At 62.3% G+C, this 18097-nt stretch carries 20 protein-coding genes; 9 read left to right on the top strand and 11 right to left on the bottom strand.

Annotated features, from left to right (window positions below):
• Positions 1–151 precede the first annotated feature (151 nt).
• The 4 genes from X773_RS59545 (at position 152) to X773_RS59530 (ending at position 3312) form a co-directional block, all read left to right on the top strand.
• A complete protein-coding gene (locus X773_RS59545; protein ID WP_023677851.1) occupies positions 152–1030 on the top strand; it encodes a branched-chain amino acid aminotransferase in 879 nt (292 codons plus the stop codon).
• A 107-nt stretch (positions 1031–1137) separates the two neighbouring features.
• Complete coding sequence (locus X773_RS59540) at positions 1138–1734, top strand: superoxide dismutase (RefSeq protein WP_023677850.1); 597 nt, start codon at positions 1138–1140, stop codon at positions 1732–1734.
• 174 nt (positions 1735–1908) lie between these two features.
• Positions 1909–2352: a cytochrome c gene (locus tag X773_RS59535; protein WP_023677849.1), complete on the top strand. Its 444-nt coding sequence runs from the start codon at positions 1909–1911 to the stop codon at positions 2350–2352.
• Between the two features lie 9 nt (positions 2353–2361).
• A complete protein-coding gene (locus X773_RS59530) occupies positions 2362–3312 on the top strand; it encodes a cytochrome c (RefSeq protein WP_023677848.1) in 951 nt (316 codons plus the stop codon).
• An 11-nt stretch (positions 3313–3323) separates the two neighbouring features.
• Here the strand turns inward: X773_RS59530 and X773_RS59525 are convergent, their stop codons facing one another.
• From X773_RS59525 to X773_RS59515, 3 genes are all read right to left on the bottom strand, one after another.
• Complete coding sequence (locus X773_RS59525; protein WP_023677847.1) at positions 3324–3707, bottom strand: SET domain-containing protein-lysine N-methyltransferase; 384 nt, start codon at positions 3705–3707, stop codon at positions 3324–3326.
• Positions 3708–3852: 145 nt separating this feature from the next.
• Positions 3853–4479, bottom strand: a complete 627-nt coding sequence (locus tag X773_RS59520) for a LysE family translocator (RefSeq protein ID WP_023677846.1) — start codon at positions 4477–4479, stop codon at positions 3853–3855.
• Positions 4480–4556: 77 nt separating this feature from the next.
• Complete coding sequence (locus X773_RS59515; RefSeq protein WP_023677845.1) at positions 4557–6668, bottom strand: S9 family peptidase; 2112 nt, start codon at positions 6666–6668, stop codon at positions 4557–4559.
• Between the two features lie 674 nt (positions 6669–7342).
• Here X773_RS59515 and X773_RS59510 point away from each other — a divergent pair.
• Positions 7343–7768, top strand: a complete 426-nt coding sequence (locus X773_RS59510; protein ID WP_023677844.1) for a MucR family transcriptional regulator — start codon at positions 7343–7345, stop codon at positions 7766–7768.
• A gap of 114 nt (positions 7769–7882) precedes the next feature.
• Here the strand turns inward: X773_RS59510 and X773_RS59505 are convergent, their stop codons facing one another.
• Together X773_RS59505 and X773_RS59500 are read right to left on the bottom strand one after the other, a co-directional pair.
• Positions 7883–8311: a SufE family protein gene (locus X773_RS59505; protein WP_023677843.1), complete on the bottom strand. Its 429-nt coding sequence runs from the start codon at positions 8309–8311 to the stop codon at positions 7883–7885.
• A gap of 112 nt (positions 8312–8423) precedes the next feature.
• Entirely contained in the window at positions 8424–8792 is a 369-nt protein-coding gene (locus tag X773_RS59500; RefSeq protein ID WP_023677842.1) for a DUF5330 domain-containing protein, read from the bottom strand.
• Between the two features lie 519 nt (positions 8793–9311).
• Here X773_RS59500 and X773_RS59495 point away from each other — a divergent pair.
• Positions 9312–11057 (top strand): PAS domain-containing sensor histidine kinase, encoded by a 1746-nt coding sequence (locus X773_RS59495; RefSeq protein WP_023677841.1) that lies wholly within the window; start codon positions 9312–9314, stop codon positions 11055–11057.
• On the top strand, positions 11032–11799 hold the full coding sequence (locus X773_RS59490) for a peptidoglycan-binding protein (RefSeq protein WP_023677840.1): 768 nt from the start codon (positions 11032–11034) through the stop codon (positions 11797–11799). The genes X773_RS59495 and X773_RS59490 overlap by 26 nt, the downstream gene beginning before the upstream one ends.
• A 98-nt stretch (positions 11800–11897) precedes the next feature.
• On the opposite strand, the gene X773_RS59485 is transcribed toward X773_RS59490, so the two are convergent.
• Both X773_RS59485 and X773_RS59480 read right to left on the bottom strand, forming a co-directional pair.
• Positions 11898–12188 carry a type II toxin-antitoxin system RelE/ParE family toxin gene (locus X773_RS59485; RefSeq protein WP_023677839.1) on the bottom strand — a complete coding sequence of 97 codons (291 nt, stop codon included), beginning with the start codon at positions 12186–12188 and terminating at the stop codon, positions 11898–11900.
• On the bottom strand, positions 12181–12441 hold the full coding sequence (locus X773_RS59480; protein ID WP_023677838.1) for a type II toxin-antitoxin system ParD family antitoxin: 261 nt from the start codon (positions 12439–12441) through the stop codon (positions 12181–12183). Before X773_RS59480 ends, X773_RS59485 begins: the two co-directional genes overlap by 8 nt.
• A 171-nt stretch (positions 12442–12612) precedes the next feature.
• On the opposite strand from X773_RS59480, the gene X773_RS59475 reads away from it, so the two are divergent.
• Entirely contained in the window at positions 12613–12960 is a 348-nt protein-coding gene (locus X773_RS59475) for a DUF1491 family protein (RefSeq protein ID WP_023677837.1), read from the top strand.
• 11 nt (positions 12961–12971) lie between these two features.
• Here X773_RS59475 and X773_RS59470 read toward each other — a convergent pair whose 3' ends face one another.
• On the bottom strand, positions 12972–13982 hold the full coding sequence (locus X773_RS59470) for a DUF2336 domain-containing protein (protein WP_023677836.1): 1011 nt from the start codon (positions 13980–13982) through the stop codon (positions 12972–12974).
• 187 nt (positions 13983–14169) lie between these two features.
• Between X773_RS59470 and X773_RS59465 the strand changes: the two genes are divergently transcribed.
• Positions 14170–14355 (top strand): hypothetical protein, encoded by a 186-nt coding sequence (locus tag X773_RS59465; RefSeq protein ID WP_023677835.1) that lies wholly within the window; start codon positions 14170–14172, stop codon positions 14353–14355.
• 14 nt (positions 14356–14369) lie between these two features.
• Here X773_RS59465 and X773_RS59460 read toward each other — a convergent pair whose 3' ends face one another.
• From X773_RS59460 to X773_RS59450, 3 genes are all read right to left on the bottom strand, one after another.
• Entirely contained in the window at positions 14370–14918 is a 549-nt protein-coding gene (locus X773_RS59460) for a DUF1254 domain-containing protein (RefSeq protein ID WP_023677834.1), read from the bottom strand.
• Complete coding sequence (locus X773_RS59455) at positions 14911–15495, bottom strand: DUF1214 domain-containing protein (RefSeq protein WP_023677833.1); 585 nt, start codon at positions 15493–15495, stop codon at positions 14911–14913. The genes X773_RS59460 and X773_RS59455 overlap by 8 nt, the downstream gene beginning before the upstream one ends.
• A gap of 97 nt (positions 15496–15592) precedes the next feature.
• Positions 15593–17752, bottom strand: coding sequence for a penicillin-binding protein 1A (locus X773_RS59450; protein ID WP_023677832.1), 2160 nt, complete (start codon positions 17750–17752; stop codon positions 15593–15595).
• Between the last annotated feature and the right edge of the window lie 345 nt (positions 17753–18097).

Below are 18097 nucleotides of genomic sequence, written 5' to 3'. Positions count from 1 at the left end.
TCGACAGTTTTGAGGCCGCGTAAGGCAAGGCGCAAGCGCTGATTGCAATCCGCCAGCCCGCTGGCCTCAACAAATCTCAGCCAAGCCGGTTGACGGCGGCTGTCAAAGCATCTTCCAATGCGCCGCAACAAGCATCGAACGGAACCTGGCAATGACACTGGCGACTGCGGCGCAATCCGCGACATGGACCTTCGTCGACGGCGACTGGTACGAGGGCAATGTTGCCATTCTAGGGCCGCGCAGTCACGCCATGTGGCTCGGCACCAGCGTGTTCGACGGCGCCCGCTGGTTCGAGGGCGTCGCTCCCGATCTCGATCGCCATGCAGCGCGGGTAAATGCCTCGGCGATCGCGCTCGGTCTGAAACCGACGATGAGCACCGACAGGATCGTCGGCCTGACCTGGGACGGGCTGAAGAAGTTCGAAGGCAACACGGCGGTCTATATCAGGCCGATGTATTGGGCCGAGCATGGCGGCTATATGGGCGTGCCGGCCGACCCGGCCTCGACTCGTTTCTGCCTTTGCCTCTATGAATCGCCGATGATCTCGCCGGCGGGGTTTTCGGTGACAGTGTCGCCGTTCCGGCGCCCGACCATCGAAACCATGCCGACCGACGCCAAGGCCGGCTGCCTCTATCCCAACAACGGCCGGGCCATCCTAGAGGCCAAGATGCGCGGCTTCGACAATGCGCTCGTGCTCGACATGCTGGGCAATGTCGCCGAGACCGGCACCTCGAATATTTTCCTGGTCAAGGACGGCCATGTCCTGACGCCGGCGCCGAACGGCACCTTCCTGTCCGGCATTACCCGCGCGCGCACCATGGCCCTGCTAGGCGAATACGGTTTCACGACGACGGAAAAGACGCTGTCGATCCGCGATTTCCTGGAGGCGGACGAAATCTTCTCGACCGGAAACCACTCGAAAGTCGTGCCGGTCACCCGTATCGAGGATCGCAATCTGCAGCCCGGACCGGTGGCCAAGAAGGCGCGCGAACTCTATTGGGAATGGGCGCATTCGACTTCGCCCGGCTGACCCGCTAAAAAGCGGCCGGCGCTTCGTTTCCGGAGTTGTTCCAGACCAATCCAGTCCTATGTTAGTCCGGTATCGACACCGGATTTTTCCACGAGGGAGTACGACCGATGGCTTTTGAATTGCCCGCCTTGCCCTATGATTACGAGGCTTTGCAGCCTTATATGTCCAAGGAAACGCTGGAATATCACCACGACAAGCACCACAAGGCCTATGTCGACAACGGCAACAAGCTGGCCGCCGAGGCGGGCATGGGCGATTTGTCGGTCGAAGAGGCCGTCAAACAGTCCTTCGGCAAGAATGCGGGCCTCTTCAACAATGCCGCCCAGCACTACAATCACATCCATTTCTGGAAATGGATGAAGAAGGGCGGCGGCGGCAACAAGCTGCCCGGCGCATTGCAAAAGGCGGTCGACAGCGACCTTGGTGGCTACGACAAGTTCAAGGCCGACTTCATCGCCGCCGGCACCACCCAGTTCGGTTCGGGTTGGGCCTGGGTCTCGGTCAAGGACGGCAAGCTGGCGATCTCGAAGACGCCGAATGGCGAGAACCCGCTCGTCCATGGCGCGACGCCGATCCTCGGCGTCGATGTCTGGGAACATTCCTATTACATCGATTATCGCAACGCCCGGCCGAAATATCTCGAAGCCTTCGTCGACAGTCTCATCAACTGGGACTATGTGCTCGAACTCTACGAAAAGGCCTGATCCGTTCCAGAAAGCCCCGGCAGAACCGGGGCTTTTCTTTTTCAGCATCAGAACGACAGCTGCAAAAATTTCACGCAAGCGTGAGGCGAAGCGTCGGAATTTTTAAGCCATCCTTGCCGTTTGTCATCGGGGTGGGGCCGCATCCTGAATTGCCTTCAACATGGAGCCAAGTGAATGAGAAAGCTTATCCTCGCCATCTCGATGCTCGCCTTCGCCGGTTCGGCGGCATTTGCCGACCCGGTAGCCGACCGGCAGGCCCTGATGAAGGAACGTGGCAAGATCGCCGCCGGCTTGTCGAAAGTGGTCAAGGGCGAGACGCCCTACGACGCCGCTTCGGTGCTGACGGCGTTGCAGGCACTGCAGGTCAATGCCGAGAAATTCCACGCCGGCGTCGACACGCTTTTCCCGTCGGGCAGCGACACCGGCGACACCACTGCGTCCCCAAAAATCTGGCAGGACATGGCCGGGTTCAAGACGGCTGAAGGCAAGTACCTCGCCGACGTCAAGGCGGCGGTCGCCGCAGCACCTGCGGATGCCGACGCGTTGAAGGCGCAGTTCAACACCATCGGCGGCGGCTGCGGCAACTGTCATCAAAACTACAGGGTGAAAAAAGGCTGATAGCGGGCAATGCGCTTGCTGAAGAAACTTGTCGGCGCCGCCCTCGTTCTGGGCGGCGCGGCCGCGATTGCCGGCTGGTTCCTGTCGGCTCCGGTCAGGCTCGATGCCGCAACGCTGGCTGAGCTTGGTCCTGGCAACGCCGCCAGGGGCAAGCGCATCTTTTACGCCGGCGGCTGCACATCCTGTCATGCCAAGCCTGGCTCGCAAGGCGACGCCCGTCTTCAGCTGGCGGGCGGCCTTGAACTCAAGACGCCATTCGGCACCTTCGTGCCGCCGAACATATCGCAGGATACCAGGGACGGCATCGGCGCCTGGTCGGTCGAGGATCTTGCCAACGCCATGCTGAAGGGCGTGTCGCCGTCGGGCGAGCATCTCTATCCGGCATTTCCCTATGCTTCCTACGCGCGCATGAAGCCGGCCGACATTGCCGATCTCTATGCACTCCTGAAGACGTTACCCGCGGTCGCCGGCAAGGCGCCCGCCAATTCGCTGGCATTTCCCTTCAACGTCCGACGCGGTCTTGGCTTGTGGAAGCTGCTCTATTTGAGTGACCAGCCGGTCGTTTCCTTTCCCGACGGCACACCGGATCCGGTGTTGACAGGCCGCTATCTGGTCGAAGGCCCCGGCCATTGCGGCGAATGCCACACGCCGCGGGATCTTGCCGGCGGCACCAGGAAGAGCCAATGGCTGGCAGGTGCGGCCGCCGCCGAAGGCAGCGGCATCGTGCCGAACATCACGTCGGGCGAGGGCGGCATCGCGGACTGGTCCGAGGCCGACATCGCCAACTATCTCGAAACCGGCTTCACGCCGGATTTCGATACGGTCGGCGGCGCAATGGTCGACGTGCAGCGGAACATGGCCGTGCTGACCCCGGAGGACCGCGCGGCGATCGCCGCCTACCTGAAAGCCGTGCCGCCGCACCCCAACGGCTATCCGGCGCGCAAGAAGCCGTCGAGCTGACGGCCGTTGCGTCAGCGGTCGCCGAGAAAGTCGAAGCCGGTTTCGAAGAAGTGATTGTAGTCGCAGGTCATTTCCTCGCCGGGCCCAATGTCGCGCAAGGCATAGGTCTCCTCCGGCTGCGAGACGTCGCAATTCGGGTCGTCGGCATGGTTCATGTAGCGCGCATCGTCGGCTTCGAAGACGATGTAATTCGGGTCGCGCCGGTCCGGATAGGCGTAGCGGTCGAGATAGGTTCTGACCGGCCCGGTTTCCCGCTCGTAGGCCGCTACCTCGATGCGCCGGTCGTATTTCGGGTCGAGCTTCCAGACCAGCGTGCCGCGGGCAATGTGGTTCTTGGCAAAGACGCCGATGCCCTGGATGGGCGATTTGTCGAGATAGACATCGACGAGCAACATGGCAGATCCCTGGGTGATTGTGTGTTGGCGCGGCTGTGAAAAGGCCGCGCACTGGGTAGCGCGCGGCCTTTGCAATTGCGAGCGGAAAATCAGCTGTGCCTGCCCATTATCCGAAGCCTCGTACGGCTCGTCGCCTGTCGAGACCCTAGCGCTGTTGCAGCGCCAGCCGGATGCCTAAGGCGCAATAGATACCGCCGACAGCCTTGCCTTGCCATCTCAGCACCGTCGGGTTTCGGCGCAGGAATGCACCGAGGCCGCCCGCACCCACGGCGAAAACCACCGTGCTGACGAGGCCCAACAGAACAAAGATGATGCCCAATATCGCCAGTTGAAGCATCACCGATCCGTTTTCAGGCCGCACGAACTGCGGAAGAAATGCGAGGAAGAAAAGCGCGGTCTTGGGATTGAGAACCTCGGTCAAAACAGCCTGCCGAAATGCTTTGGCAGCGGGGATCGCAAGTGCGCCGGCGGCCGGATAGGCCGGCGTTTTCTCGATGATCGCGCGAATGCCGAGATAAATGAGGTAGGCTGCGCCGATGTACTTCACGATGTTGAAAAGCGCCGCCGACGTGGCAATGATCGCCGAAATGCCGACGATCGCCATGAAGGTGTGAACCACGTCGCCGGCCGCGATCCCGGCGCCGGTCGCAATGCCCACCCTGGTTCCGGAACTGGTTGCCCGCGCCACCGTCAGAAGAGTGGCGGGACCCGGGATGAAGACAAAGCCAAGCACAACCGCGACATAAGCTATCAACGTGGCGAGATCGATCATTGGTGGGCTCCGCAACTCTCACCGCCAATGAAGCCACGTCGCGGAACGGAAGGCAATGACCGCTCATCCGCCGATGTTCACGCCGCAAGCTCGGCCTTGCCCGTCACCTTGAGCGCGAAGGCGTAGGTGAAGGCGATTTCCTCCAGTCTTGAAAACCGGCCGGAGGCGCCGGCATGGCCCGAATCCAGGTTGATCTTGAACAGCACCGGATTCCCACCTGTCTTGCGGTCGCGCAGCCGCGCCACCCATTTGGCCGGCTCCCAATAAGTGACGCGCGGGTCGGTCAGGCCGGCCAGCGCCAGGATCGGCGGATAGTCGAGTGCGGCGACATTGTCGTAGGGCGAGTAGGCGGCGATGGTCCGGTAATCCTCCGCTGACGCGATCGGATTGCCCCATTCCGGCCATTCCGGCGGCGTCAGCGGCAAGCTGGCGTCGAGCATGGTGGTGAGCACGTCGACGAAGGGAACCTCGGCGACGATGCCGCCGAAGCATTGCGGCGCCATGTTGGCGACCGCGCCCATCAGCATGCCGCCGGCCGAACCGCCTTGCGCAACGATGCGGTCATGCTGTGTATAGCGTTCGGCGACAAGGTGGTGGGCGGCAGCGACAAAATCGGTGAACGTGTTCATCTTGTTCGCCCGCTTGCCGTCGTCGTACCAGCCATAGCCCTTGTCCTTGCCGCCGCGAACATGGGCTGTCGCGTAGACAAAGCCGCGGTCGACCAGCGAAAACAGATTGGTGTTGAACGCGGCGGGTACGGCTATGCCGTAAGATCCGTAGCCGTAAAGCAGGCAAGGGGCGGACCCGTCGAGCGGTGTGTCGCGGTGATGGAGGAGCGAGATCGGCACCAGTTCGCCGTCGGCGGCAGGCGCCATCAGCCGGCGCGTGACGTAGTGCTCCGGGTCGTGGCCGGACGGCACTTCCTGGGTCTTGAGCAGCACCCGCTCGCGGGTGCGCATGTTGTAATCGAAGACCTGCGCCGGGGTCGTCATCGACGAATAGGAAAAGCGCATGATCTCGGTGTCGTATTCGTAGGAGCCGGACAGGCCGAGCGAGAAGGCTTCCTCGTCGAAGGAGATCAGGTGCTCCTCGCCGCTCTTGCGGTCGCGCACGACGATGCGCGGCAGGCCTTCCTTGCGCTCGAGCCGGACCATGTGGTCCTTGAAGCCGATCACCGAAAGGATCAGCCGGCCCGCTTCGTGCGGCACCAGTTCCTGCCAGTTGGCGCGCACCGGATCATGGGCCGGCGCCGTCATGATCTTGAAGTCCTTGGCGCCGTCGGCATTGGTGAGGATGAAGAAGATGTCGCCGCCTTCCTCGAGTTCGTACTGCAGGCCCGTCTGGCGCGCCGCAACCAGCTTCGGCTCTGCGAACGGATCGTCGGCGCTCATGATGCGGTATTCCGAGGTCTCATGATCGTTGATGCCGATCATGATCCACTCGTTGGAGCGCGTGCCACCGACATCCATGAAGAAGCCGGGATCGGTCTCCTCGTAGATCAGCCGGTCGTTTTCAGGACCGTCGCCAAGCGCATGGAACAGCACTTTGGAAGGACGGTGGTTGGGGTCGAGGCGGGTGTAGAAAAAACCGTCATTGCCGGCATCCCACACACCGCCGCCGCCGGTGTCCGGGACCCTGTCCGCCAGATCGTTGCCGCCGGCCAGATCGCGGACGCGCAGCGTGTAGAATTCGGAACCCTTGTCGTCGAAGGCCCAGAGCAGCTTGCTGTGGTCGTCCGAATGATCGACGCCGCCCAGGCGGAAATAGGGCTTGCCCTCGGCCTCGGCATCGCCGTCGAGCAATATCTGCTTGTCGCCGCCGTCACGCGCCGTGCGGAAATAACGCGGCTGCTGGCCGCCAAGCTTGAAGGAGGAGCCGTAGGCGTAAGGTCCGTCCTTCATCGGCACGGAAGAATCGTCTTCCTTGATGCGTCCCTTCATTTCCGCGAAAAGCTGCTTCTGCAGTTGGACCGTATCGGCCATCAGCGCCGCCTGGTAAGCATTCTCGGCTTCGAGGTGGGCGCGGATTTGGCCGTCGAGCAGGGACGGATCCCTGAACATCTCTTGCCAATTGGCGGCCCTCAGCCAGGCATAATCGTCCGTCCGCGTTATGCCGTGATGCGTGTCGAAGATCGGCCGCTTCTCCGGCTGCGGCGGCGTGGCGGTCGGAAACACTGGGGTTCTGGTCATTGCGTCTCGCTGTGGAAGCTACTTGAATGGCGAATGAACACGCCGAGCAGCGCGGGTTCAAGGGCTATGATCTATTGTCGTGGTGGCTCGAGAGGACGGGCTGGAGGAGCGGATAACGAATATTTCTTCTCGGACTGCCGCGGTTCTCGCCGTCGCTGCGATGACCCTGCCAGTGCCGGTCAATCTCATGCAACTGCCTTCGCGGCTTGGCAAGTGGCCGATATGGCTGGGTCTACGGAAATACATTACCCCATTTCAATGACACAGCGCACCGCTCCGGCGACGGCTCGCGAGCAACAGTAACGCTTCGCAACCTATGATTTTACTGAATCCGCCGATCATCCAGGCTGTAATGCCGCCGGCAGGGTCAAGCATCGAACTCTATTTACCTGCTGCCGTTTGTGTAATGGCTGCTTGCCGCGGCGTCAGTCGATGCTGGTCTGACCAGAAAAAACGGCAAAGTTACGCTTTGCACGAAAGAGTGAAGCTGAATATGGAAGATTTGACTTGTATCGCTGAATAGACCGAAAGAAGCGAATTGACTTACTTGGCGGCCCGGCCCATTAAGATGCCGCGACGCGAATCGCGGAGGCTTTTTCCTGCACAAGTTCGCGCGATGCCCAACTATCGAAACGGGCGCAAACAGAAACAATTCTCGTTGGGGCCTGAACGCCATGGATATTACCGAAACACCTTCCAGAAACAGTGACGCGCTGATCGAGCTCACCGCCGACGTGGTGGCTGCCTATGTCAGCAACAATCCCGTACCGGTCGGCGAACTGCCGAACCTTATCGCCGATGTCCATGCCGCTCTCGGGCGCGTCGGCGGGGCCGCCGAGCAGCCGCCTGCCGACAAGCAGAAGCCGGCGGTAAATCCGAAGCGGTCGGTGCATGACGACTACATCATCTGTCTCGAAGACGGCAAGAAGTTCAAGTCGCTCAAGCGTCACTTGATGACCCACTATGATCTGACGCCCGACCAGTATCGTGAAAAGTGGAACCTGGACCCGAGCTATCCGATGGTTGCGCCCAATTACGCGGCCGCCCGTTCGCAGCTCGCCAAGAAGATGGGTCTCGGCCGCAAGCGCAAGGGACGCTGACAAGCGGCTCTTCCGGTTTGATACTCAAACGGCGCCTACAGGCGCCGTTTTCGCATTGTGGGGAGACCAAGCTCAGGCCGCCAGTTCTTCATGCCGCCGGCAATTGCCGTCCGGTCAGGCGGTCTGCTTCAGCGCTGCCTCGGCGTCACGCTTGATGCGCTTGACCATCGAGCGAAGACCATTGGCGCGCTGCGGCGACAGGTGCTCGTCAAGTCCGAGTGCCTTCAATGTGGCCTCTGCGTCGGTCCTCTGGATTTCGCTGGCCGGCCGTCCCGAAAACAGCGCCAGCATGATGGCGACCAGGCCGCGCACGATATGCGCGTCGGAATCGCCCTTGAAGGTGATAACGGGGTCGACACCCCCGCCTTGCTCGGTGGTCAGCCAGACCTGGCTGACGCAGCCGGGCACCTTGTTGGCTTGTATGCGTTGCTCGTCGGGAAACGGCGGCAGCGCTTCACCCAGTTCAATCACATAGCGATAGCGGTCTTCCCACTCGTCGAGCAGGGAAAAGTCGTCGCGGATGGTCTGGATCGTCGTCGTCATTCCCCCGGATATAGTCATCCGGCGCTGCCACGTCACGGAAAAAGAGGAGAAACGCCGCAGGTGCCGAGAGCGAGAGCCTTGCGGTTTAGCGATGAATTCGGCCGAAACAGTCTCAGTTCTTCGCCGGCAAGTGCACTTTCGCCGGCAAATCGACTTTCGCCGGCAACACGATTTCCTCGGACACGCTGCCGGTGGTCGTCACCGTATCGGGTTCAGCGGCCTTGTCGTCCAGCATGGCGGCCGCGATCTTGGCGGTCTCCCTGGCCCGGGCGGTGATGGTGTGCATTGCCGATTTGCCGGTCTCGCACACGTCCGGCTTGCGCTCGCAGATGCCGGCGATATCGCCGACGGCTTCGCGCGCCGCAAACAGCGCCTGGAGCGGCCCGACGCTTTCGCGGCCCGCATCATCGGCGCCGACACCCAGCGGCAGCGCCAGAAGCACCAGCGAAAACCAGAAAGCAGCTCTTATCAGAAAGCCCATCTGTCTGTCCTTTATGACGTCATGCATCCGAACCGCACGACCCTTGTACCGCGATACTGACACAGACGCGCAAAGGACGGCTTGTCCCGAAAGCAACAGTTTTCCTTAAATTTTAGGTAGATTCGAAACGAAGCGTTTTGAAGTTCATTTGCCTCGAACGGCTCAGATTTTATTCAGCAAATGATAACCATCCAACCTATTGTTTTTCATGATCATTTTCTTAATCGGCGACAGTTTGATGCCATCGGTCGTAGGTGCAGGCGCGGGCGGTGTGGATAACGCTCCGTTTACTATGGCGGCAATTGCCCCGGTTTTTCCCCGCCGGTATCCCGATATTTGCAGCCTGCCGGGGGACGATCGGCCCAGCCTTATCCATTCCTTAAACGCTGGATGCGAGTTTCGGAATCGACAAAAGCCGCCTGCAAAGCAGGGCCGTTCACGACCGGGTGCGTTGAGTTGAGTGCGATCAAGGCCAGATACGCCGAGTTGCCGGGCGCGATAGCCGCCGGTTGCGAACGGATGGTTCATCCGTCCGTGCTCGGCCAGAGCGATCGTCGCCGCCACAGTCGGTTCATTGGCGCCATGCTGGCGGCTCCTTTCTTCAGCGCGGGTGCAGCGGTGACGCTGGTCACGTCGGGCATGGGCGCGGCCGTGACCGTGGCTGCCATCTTTGCGGCGTTCGGCCTTTGCTGGTTCGCCGCCCTGCTGGTGGCTGCATCGGGCAAGATGACCCTGGCCGGCCAACTCGCCTTGGTCGTCGGCAGCGTTGCCCTCGGTGCCCTTATCGCTGCCGCCGGCGGTGTGGCCTCGCCGGTTGCCTTGCTCGCGGTGGCGCTGCCGTTTGAAGCGTGGTGGATCGGCCAGTCGCGCCGTGCCGTGATCTGGGGCGCCACATCGGCCTTTGTCGCAGTCTTGCTGCAGCCTTTAGCCGGTTCCGTCTTGCCGCTCGACCAGACCGAAATCGCCGCATGGCACTGGCTGGTACCACTGGCCTGGGCGCTCACGCTCATTCCGCGTATCGCTCCGCTTCGCGGCGCCGCCAACGCACAGCTCGATCCGGCCGGCAGCCACCGGCTCGAAGACCTCATCGACGCCGTCGTGCTGCGAATCGCGGCGCATGGCGAGGTTCTGGACGTCTCGGCTAAGGCACGCACTATGCTGCGGCTGCCGCCGGAGCTGCTTTTCGGCACCGGACTTTTCGATCGCATCCATCTGTCCGACCGCGTCCCGTATCTCAGTGCGCTGGCCGATATGCGCGATGGCGCCCTGTCGCGCCGGCTCGACCTTCGCGTCCGGCTGCCGCAGAGCAGTGGCGTGACGGCCGACAATTACCGGCCGTTCTCGCTCGAGATGATGCGCGCGCCGGGGCAGGAGACTGTCTTTACGCTTCTTCTGCGCGAGAACGACGAACTGGCCGGACTGCGCCAGGAGCTTGCCGCCGCCAATGAGGCGGCTGCCTCCGCCGAGGTGGCGAAAGGACGCTTCCTTGCCGTCGTCAGCCATGAGTTGCGCACCCCGCTCAATGCCATCATCGGCTTTTCCGACATGTTGCTGCACGAGATGTTCGGCAGCTTCAAGGATCCGCGCCAGAAGGAATATGTCGGGCTGGTCAGGGATTCGGGCCAGCACCTGCTCGCCGTCGTCACCTCGATACTCGACGTATCGCGGATCGAATCGGGCGCCTACGCGACCGAACCGGAACCGTTCCGCTTCCGCGAAGCGGTCGAGATGTGCCAATCGATGATGCGCCTGCAAGCCGAGGCAAAGGCCATCGATCTGCAGGCCCAGATCGCGCCGGACGCAGGCGAAATAAATGCCGACCGTCGCGCCGTGCAGCAGATCCTGATCAATCTCGTCTCTAACGCGATCAAGTTCACGCCCGAAGGCGGCAATGTCGTCATCGGCGCCAAGCGCATCGGCTCGCGGCTGCATTTCTGGGTCCGGGATACTGGCATCGGCATCGCCGAGGAAGACTTCGTCAATCTCGGCAAGCCGTTCATGCAGATCCAGAACGACTATACCCGCCGTTTCGAAGGCACAGGCCTCGGGCTCTCGCTGGTGAAGGGGCTGGTGGCGCTGCACGAGGGCACCATGTCGATCGAAAGCATGCCGGGCGAGGGCACCACGGTGACGATCAGCCTTCCCGTGAGCGGCCCGACGAGCCGCTCGGCGGAGAAGACCGGCGTGGTGCCGATGTCCGCGGTCAAAGCCAAGGCGGACGGTGGCAAAGGGGAGAGCAATGGGTCGCTCCGCAAAACAGCCTAAGGCGGTCAAACGCCGCGGCAATGCCTTCGAGCACGGAGCGATGGCGCTGGGCAGCCTGATCTCGCGCAATCCTGTTGTGGTCGGCGGCTCCACCGCGTTCCTGGTGACGCTGTTCTACGTCTCGGCGAACGCGCTTTGGTACCAGCCCTTTCCGCATGCCGGCGCGTTTTTCGCCACCAGGAGTATCGAGCGCTTTCCCCGGGCGGACAGCGACGAGCCCGAAACCACCATCAATATCGTGCGTCCGGCCGCTGCGCCGATCAAGAGCGACCCGGTCGTCGAACAGGTCCAGGGCATTTTGAAGGATCTCGATTTCTATTCCGGCACCGTGGACGGGATTCCCGGACCGAATACGCGCAAGGCCATCCAGGCCTATCAGCAGAAGGTCGGATTGAATGCCTCCGGCGAGATCGACAGCGTCCTGCTGGATCAACTGGGTGCCACGCCGACGACCGCAGCCGTGGTTCCGCATCCCGTGCCGCGGCCGGTCGAAACGGCCGCTGTTCCAGCCGCCATTCCAGCGTCCGCACCGGCAAATGCGGTGGCGCCGGATCCCCGCATCGTCAAGATCCAGGCCGGACTGAAAGCGTTCGGCAATGACGACATGCAATTGGATGGCGTCGTCGGCGCGCGCACCAAGGCCGCGATCAAGGAATTCCAGGCACTGTTCGGCCTGCCGGAGACCGGCGAGCCCGACGAGATCGTCTACGTCAAGATGCGCGAGATCGGCTTGACCAACTGAGGGTCGAAACCCAGTCTCCCGGTCTATTTAAGCCNCGTCTACGTCAAGATGCGCGAGATCGGCTTGACCAACTGAGGGTCGAAACCCAGTCTCCCGGTCTATTTAAGCCATTGCTCCGGGTCACGCATTCCGTGGACTATCGCCACGGCTAACACGCCGTAGGGCATAGGCTCATAAATCACGATGTAGCGTCCCTCGACCAGAATGCGGGCGGTGGCGCTCAATTCCGGTCGAGCTGCGCCCATTTTGGCGTGCTCGCAAACCAATTCCAGCCTGTCGAAAATGCGTCCGATCAGCTTGTCAGCCGCCTTCTCGTTATCGATGGCAATGTGGTGCCAAATATCTCGCAAATCCTGAGAAGCTCGGGGGGTGAGCCGGTATTCAGCCACGGGCTGCGCGTTCGGCTTTCAGAGCGCGTAAGAAAGCCGTGCGATCCACGTGCTGGCCCTCGCCGCTTGCCATCCCTTCGTCATACGCCCTTTTGAGACGTTCCAGTTCAAGAGTGCGGAATTCCTCGCGCTGCTCCCATAGACGTAGTGCTTCCCTGACAATTTCACTGTTGGAAGCATAGTCTCCGCTGTTCACAGCGTCTTGTAGACGGGCGGCCTGCTTGGGCGTAAGCGACACAGTAAGAGTGCGCATGGGTTGGGCTTTCATACCGGACGCTATAGCATTTTTTCACAGGGGCTAACAAGATTTGTTAGATCTTGGGTAGATCGTCGCATTCCGGGGACTCGCTATGATAGCCAACCGTTGCTCGCGAATAAGTGACAATCTCGACGCCACAAAACCGAAATCGTGCAGGGTCGCGCCATGCGGGTAACCACCGATCTGTGGGTGTCGGCGCTGTTGCGCCGGGTTTTCAGCGCCGGCGGCTTTGCCGCCGTGGTCAAGCGCGGCGCGACGGAAGCCGGCGCGGTTTTCGTGCTGGCGCGGGGCAGGCTGGGGGAGATAGCGCTGTTCGGGCCGGCGCCGCAGACGAGTTACGATTCAGCCAGGCCGGACGACCGTTTTTTCAGCCTGCTTGGCGAAGGCGACGATGCCGCCATCTTCGACGCGCGGCTGGAGCGCGAGAAGAGATTCGATTCGGATATCTGGGTGGTCGAGATCGAGGCGGGCGCCATTCCCGTCGAGGAGCTTATCTCGGTCAAGGCGTCTTAACGGCAAGCCCTTCAGACGCGACGCGCCTTTGGGGTGGCGGCTATGTCGGCGCTGTTCGGCTTGCGCAGGTCGGCATTTGCGGCGACGCGCCCGGGCTTGCGAACGATTTTCGACACGGTGTCGGCCTTCCAGCCGCGGAGCCTGTCCAACGCCGCGTCGCGGTGCAGCAGGCGGTAGCGGTCGAGGAAGATGCGGATCGCCTGCGGGTGCGGAAACTCGGTCGGATAGATGGCCGCCGTGATCAGGAACGCCTTGTCTTCACTAAGGTCGAGCGCGCGCAAGGCGGCCAGCAGCGGTGTGTAATTGTGGCTCGCGGTGAGCGTCCGCGCCGTTGAAAAATCGACTTCGAGCGCATCGGCGAGCGCTGTCTGGAAGAATGCCGCATTGCCGGTCAGCGCGGTCTCGCGCAGCTTGACATAGGTTTGTGGCTCGACGAACGGACTGATGGCGGCGCCGCTCTCGGCGCGCATCATGGATCGCAACCGGCGGCGTACAGTTTCAGCGGCATCGGAAGCCTCTTGCCTGTTGACCTCGCCCGCAACCACTTCGGCGTTTTCGGACGCGGCTTTGGCGGTTGTTTCCGGCTGCTGCTGCGACCGCACCAGCGTCGGCCTTTCGAGCACTTTGATGAGATCCGCGATCGTTTGATTGAGATCCTTGCGGCGGGCAATGGCACGGGCATGCGGCAGGCCGTGACGTCCGATCAGCGCGATCAGGTCGACGTCGCTGAGGGCGCGCGAGCGGATGAGCAGCGGAGCGGCGATGTCGACCCGCTCCTGGCAAAGCCGCCGCACCAGCGCGGCGGGTGCATATTCGCATTCGGAAAGGGCTGCCGCGACGTAGCGGCGCGATTCGACCGAGACATTCTCGAAAAGCGGCAGCGTCAGGTCTTCGAGCTGCGCGATCTCTCGGCGCGAAGGGCGGGTGAGCGAGCAGAACGCCGATACCGCGGCGCGAAACAGCCTTTCGGCCTTTCCCGATTCAGCTCCTGCTGCGATTTGCCTGAAATCCGAAGCTGACACGAAGGATACGCCCGACACTCGACACGATCTGGACAGCGCTCTGCCGGGCTGTACCGGTTTCGCGTTTCCCAAGAACAAAGATCAATTTAGCGGCGATCCGTTAGCGCTCCGTTAACCTACTGCCTTCTTAATCGACTATGGAGGCGTTGCGTTGTGCTCCGGGGCAACCGAGAGGAATACGCGAACCATGGGCATGGTACTGTCTTTCGTGCCGCGAACGGCGGCAACCAATCGAGCACAACAAGCCGCGCCGGCGGCAGTGATCATCTTTCCCGGGGTGCGCTACGAGCAGCGGCCGCTGACGGGCGAAACGCGGCCGGCCGGCCCCGACAAGCCGGGACCTTCGGGAACATTGCCGGTACCGCATCACTGAGCATCGGAACCGGCTTAAAAATCCTGCAGTTCGCAGGAACTCTGTTCGAGAAACCGCGAGACGATCGGCTTCCAGCTGTCGTCGGGCACGAACGAACGGATGACGAATACGCCTTCCTCTATCGGCGCCTCGACGAAGATCGCCCCTTGCAGTTCCTCGGGAAGATCCTTGCGGACCTCGATCATCTGGGCCGGCGTCAGTACAACGGTGTCGAGCACGCCTGCGGTCGCGCTGTGGTCGTTGAACGAGTAGATGTTGTGGCCGCCGCGGTCATAGACCGATATCGACCAGAACGGCACCTTTCCCGGCGCCTTGACCCGCACCATCCCCTCGGCAAGATCGAAGCGGCATGCCGCCGCATAAAACAGCGGATCGACCGATTTCACCACCGGCGCGCCGCCGGCTTCCGCGTCGAGCCGGGTCATCTTGTAGAGATCCGAAGCCATGGCCAATCGCGACCAGGCGTCGCGTTCGGAAAACTCGGGGACGAGCACCAGCACGATGATGTGCACGATGCCGGCGCCGAGCAGGCCGAGCAGCACGGCATGCAGCAGGCTACGCATTGCAGCCGACCTTCTGGATCTGCGGCAGCGTGACGTCCGAGAGACCGGTGCTGCTGGCGATCGGCGTGTCGTAGAACGTAAGCACCAAGTACATGTTACCGGCGCCGCTGGTCAGCAGCCAGTTGCCGGGCGTAGGGCGGCTGCCGACGGAAATGACCACCGAATTGTCGGCCTGGCGCAGCACTTGATAGGACTGCAGCGCAGCCGGCCTCGGCTTGCCGGTCTCGACCACGCCAAGCGACTGGTCGGCGGCATAAAGCGTCCAGAACCGGGCGGTGGGAAAGCCGCCCGCAATCTTGTAGGCACATTGCCGCTTGAGCTGTTCGCCGCCGGAATCGCGCTCGGCTATGAAGGACAGTCCTTCCGCCTGTCCGAGCGCCAGCACGCCTTCGCGAGCCACGCGGGCCTTCGAATAGGGATCTGCCGTCGGCGTGCCGATATCGGGGAAGGCGGTCCATTGGCCGATCCTGATGGCGCCGACGCCGTCCTGCAGCTTCAGTGCATACCAGACGCTGCCGCCACCGCCGACGACGGCGATGGCAAGCGAAAGCAGTGTCAGGAAGGCGTTCTTGAGCATGAGGAGGCAAGGGAACCGAAGGCCGGGACTGAAAGATTGCCCCTCGGGGATATCGCGGCGCACGGCCTTGTGGCAAGCGGCCCCGCGCAATTGGCCGTCACAGCGCCGACAGGGTCTCCGGCGCAGCGGGCGCATCGAGCACGGGTGCCGCCTGGAACAGCCTGGTCAGTTCCTTCAGGGTCTGGGTGGTCCGGCTGGACAGCACCGGCGGACGCTCGGCGGCGGCATCGGCAGCTGCCTGTTCGGCGTTCTTCTTTTCCGCTTCCTCGGCCTTGGCGGCGATTTCGGCATCGACGAAGGGGTGATCGAGGCCAGGGATCGGCTTGAGATCGATGTGCTGGTGCGCATAGAGCATCAGCCGCTGCCACACCATAGCCGGCAGCGTGCCGCCGGTCATCTTGTTGGTCGCGGTGAAGTCGTCATTGCCGAGCCAGACGGCGGCCGTGTAGTTGCCGGTAAAGCCGACAAACCAGGCATCGCGGTAGGACTGGGTCGTGCCGGTCTTGCCGGCGACGACGATGTTTGGAAGGGCCGCGCGCCGGGCCGTGCCGATCACCGGCACCGCCGCCAGCATGGTGTTCATGTATTTGAGCGCCTGCTCCGACAGCACCCGGTGCGGCGGCGGCGCATCCTTGGCGAAGTCGTAGACCACCTCGCCGGTACGGGTAAAGAGTTGGCTGACGCCGTGCCGGGTTCCGGCAAGGCCGTTCTGGGCAAACACGCTGTAACCCGTCGCCTGGTCCATCACGGTCATGCCCGACGTGCCGAGCACCATGGTCTTGTGCGATTCAAGCGGCGACTCGACGCCCATCGCCTCGGCCATCGCCTTGATCGGCTTGATGCCGAGATAATCCTTGGCCAGCCGCACCGGCACCGTATTGATCGATTTGGCCATCGCCGTGATCAGCGTGACGTTGCCGGCCGACCCGCCATTGTAATTGTGGGGCGACCAGCTGCCCCAGGAGATGGGTCCGCCGGAAACCACCGAATCCGGCGTGAAGCCATGCTCCATCGCCGTCGCATAGACATAGGGCTTGAACGAGGAGCCGGTCTGGCGAAGCGCTTTGGTGGCGCGGTTGAACTGGCTGGCGCCGTAGTCGCGGCCGCCGACGATCGCCCTGACCGCGCCATTGGTCTCGATGACGACGATGGCGCCCTCGGTGACGTTGTATTCCTTGCCGAACTGGCGGAGGTGGAACTCCATCGATTCTTCGGCCGCCTTCTGAATGTTGGCATCGAAGGTGGTGTGGGCGACAAGCGAGTGCGGGCCGCCTTTGGCGGCGATCTTCTTGACCTCGTCGAAGGCCCAGTCGAGGTAATAGTCGGGGCTCTTCTGCTCGCCGCGGTCGACGATTTCGGCCGGGTGCAGCCTTGCCTGCAGCACCTGACCTTCGGTCATGAAGCCGGAATCGACCAGATTGGACAGCACCACGTTGGCCCGCGCCCGGGCGGCGGGCAGGTTTATGTGCGGCGCATATTTGGTCGGCGCCTTGAACAGGCCGGCCAGCATCGCCGCCTCGGCAAGGTTCAGGTCCTTGACGCTCTTGCCGAAATAGAAATCGGCTGCCGCCTCGATGCCGAAGGTGCCGCCGCCCATATAGGCGCGGTCGAGGTAAAGCTGCAGGATTTCCTTCTTCGACAGATTGGCTTCGAGCCACAGCGACAGGAAGGCTTCCTTGATCTTGCGCTCGAACGTCCGCTCATTGGTCAGGAACAGGTTCTTGGCCAGTTGCTGGGTGATGCTCGAGCCACCCTGGACGACGGAATTTGCCCGCACATTCTCGAATATCGCCCGCGACAGGCCGAGCACATCGATGCCGTAATGGTCGAAGAAACGCCGGTCCTCGGTGGCCAGCACCGCCTTGATGACATGGTCGGGCATCTCGTCGACCGGCACCGAATCGCGCTGGATGATGCCGCGCTGGCCGATCTCGTTGCCGTAGCGGTCGAGGAAGGTGACGGCGAAGTCGCCTTGCGTGCGCCAGTCGCCGGCGGTTATCTGGAAGGCCGGCAAGGCCAGCGCCAAAAGGACGACGATGCCGCCGGCACCGAGCGTAAAGCCTTCACTCAACAGTTCGATCAGGCTGCGGCGCCAGCCGCCGACGCGGAAACGCCGCGAGAAGATGGTAGCCGCTTCCCAGAACTGGCGCGCCCTGAAGCCGATTTCGTAAACAGAGGAATCGATCCACGCATCCACCGCCAGCAGCCTTGCGGCGATCGGACCTCTTCTCTTGCGTGGTTCCAAAGGACTGGCCATTCCAGGATCCGGCTGCGGCGATGCCGCCAACTGAGAAACCGCATGCCGGCAATTTCACGGCGGCGCGCCTTTCAAGACTATTCGTCCATTTTGGTGCTGCCTACAAGGGCGATGAAGATAGGGGCGATGAAGATAGGGGCGATGAAGATAGGGGCGATGAAGATATAGCCGGCGGTTCGTCGAGGGGAGGACGGCTCCCGCGAGGCGTCAGCGCAGAATGTTGGCTGCCCTGCGCGAGTAGGCGGTGTCGTCGAGCTGGGCGAGCATGAAGGCCGCTACGTCGGCCCGCGCCAGTGTCGGCAGCAGCGACGCCGACCGGATGCCTTTGCCGTGGCGAAATTCACC

This window comes from Mesorhizobium sp. LSJC280B00 (assembly GCF_000502835.1).
Classification (GTDB): Bacteria; Pseudomonadota; Alphaproteobacteria; order Rhizobiales; family Rhizobiaceae; genus Mesorhizobium.
Note: the sequence above shows the minus strand (reverse complement) of the source record. Positions and strands in the feature narration are given on the sequence as shown.

Coding starts and splice junctions, on each gene's coding strand:
- X773_RS59505 (WP_023677843.1), bottom strand. CDS start 8,311: ATGACGACGACGATCCAGACCATCCGCGACGACTTTTCCCTGCTCGAC.
- X773_RS59540 (WP_023677850.1), top strand. CDS start 1,138: ATGGCTTTTGAATTGCCCGCCTTGCCCTATGATTACGAGGCTTTGCAG.
- X773_RS59495 (WP_023677841.1), top strand. CDS start 9,312: ATGGTTCATCCGTCCGTGCTCGGCCAGAGCGATCGTCGCCGCCACAGT.
- X773_RS59480 (WP_023677838.1), bottom strand. CDS start 12,441: ATGCGCACTCTTACTGTGTCGCTTACGCCCAAGCAGGCCGCCCGTCTA.
- X773_RS59520 (WP_023677846.1), bottom strand. CDS start 4,479: ATGATCGATCTCGCCACGTTGATAGCTTATGTCGCGGTTGTGCTTGGC.
- X773_RS59490 (WP_023677840.1), top strand. CDS start 11,032: ATGGGTCGCTCCGCAAAACAGCCTAAGGCGGTCAAACGCCGCGGCAAT.
- X773_RS59510 (WP_023677844.1), top strand. CDS start 7,343: ATGGATATTACCGAAACACCTTCCAGAAACAGTGACGCGCTGATCGAG.
- X773_RS59525 (WP_023677847.1), bottom strand. CDS start 3,707: ATGTTGCTCGTCGATGTCTATCTCGACAAATCGCCCATCCAGGGCATC.
- X773_RS59450 (WP_023677832.1), bottom strand. CDS start 17,752: ATGGCCAGTCCTTTGGAACCACGCAAGAGAAGAGGTCCGATCGCCGCA.
- X773_RS59530 (WP_023677848.1), top strand. CDS start 2,362: ATGCGCTTGCTGAAGAAACTTGTCGGCGCCGCCCTCGTTCTGGGCGGC.
- X773_RS59545 (WP_023677851.1), top strand. CDS start 152: ATGACACTGGCGACTGCGGCGCAATCCGCGACATGGACCTTCGTCGAC.
- X773_RS59460 (WP_023677834.1), bottom strand. CDS start 14,918: ATGCGTAGCCTGCTGCATGCCGTGCTGCTCGGCCTGCTCGGCGCCGGC.
- X773_RS59535 (WP_023677849.1), top strand. CDS start 1,909: ATGAGAAAGCTTATCCTCGCCATCTCGATGCTCGCCTTCGCCGGTTCG.
- X773_RS59455 (WP_023677833.1), bottom strand. CDS start 15,495: ATGCTCAAGAACGCCTTCCTGACACTGCTTTCGCTTGCCATCGCCGTC.
- X773_RS59465 (WP_023677835.1), top strand. CDS start 14,170: ATGGGCATGGTACTGTCTTTCGTGCCGCGAACGGCGGCAACCAATCGA.
- X773_RS59515 (WP_023677845.1), bottom strand. CDS start 6,668: ATGACCAGAACCCCAGTGTTTCCGACCGCCACGCCGCCGCAGCCGGAG.
- X773_RS59475 (WP_023677837.1), top strand. CDS start 12,613: ATGCGGGTAACCACCGATCTGTGGGTGTCGGCGCTGTTGCGCCGGGTT.
- X773_RS59500 (WP_023677842.1), bottom strand. CDS start 8,792: ATGGGCTTTCTGATAAGAGCTGCTTTCTGGTTTTCGCTGGTGCTTCTG.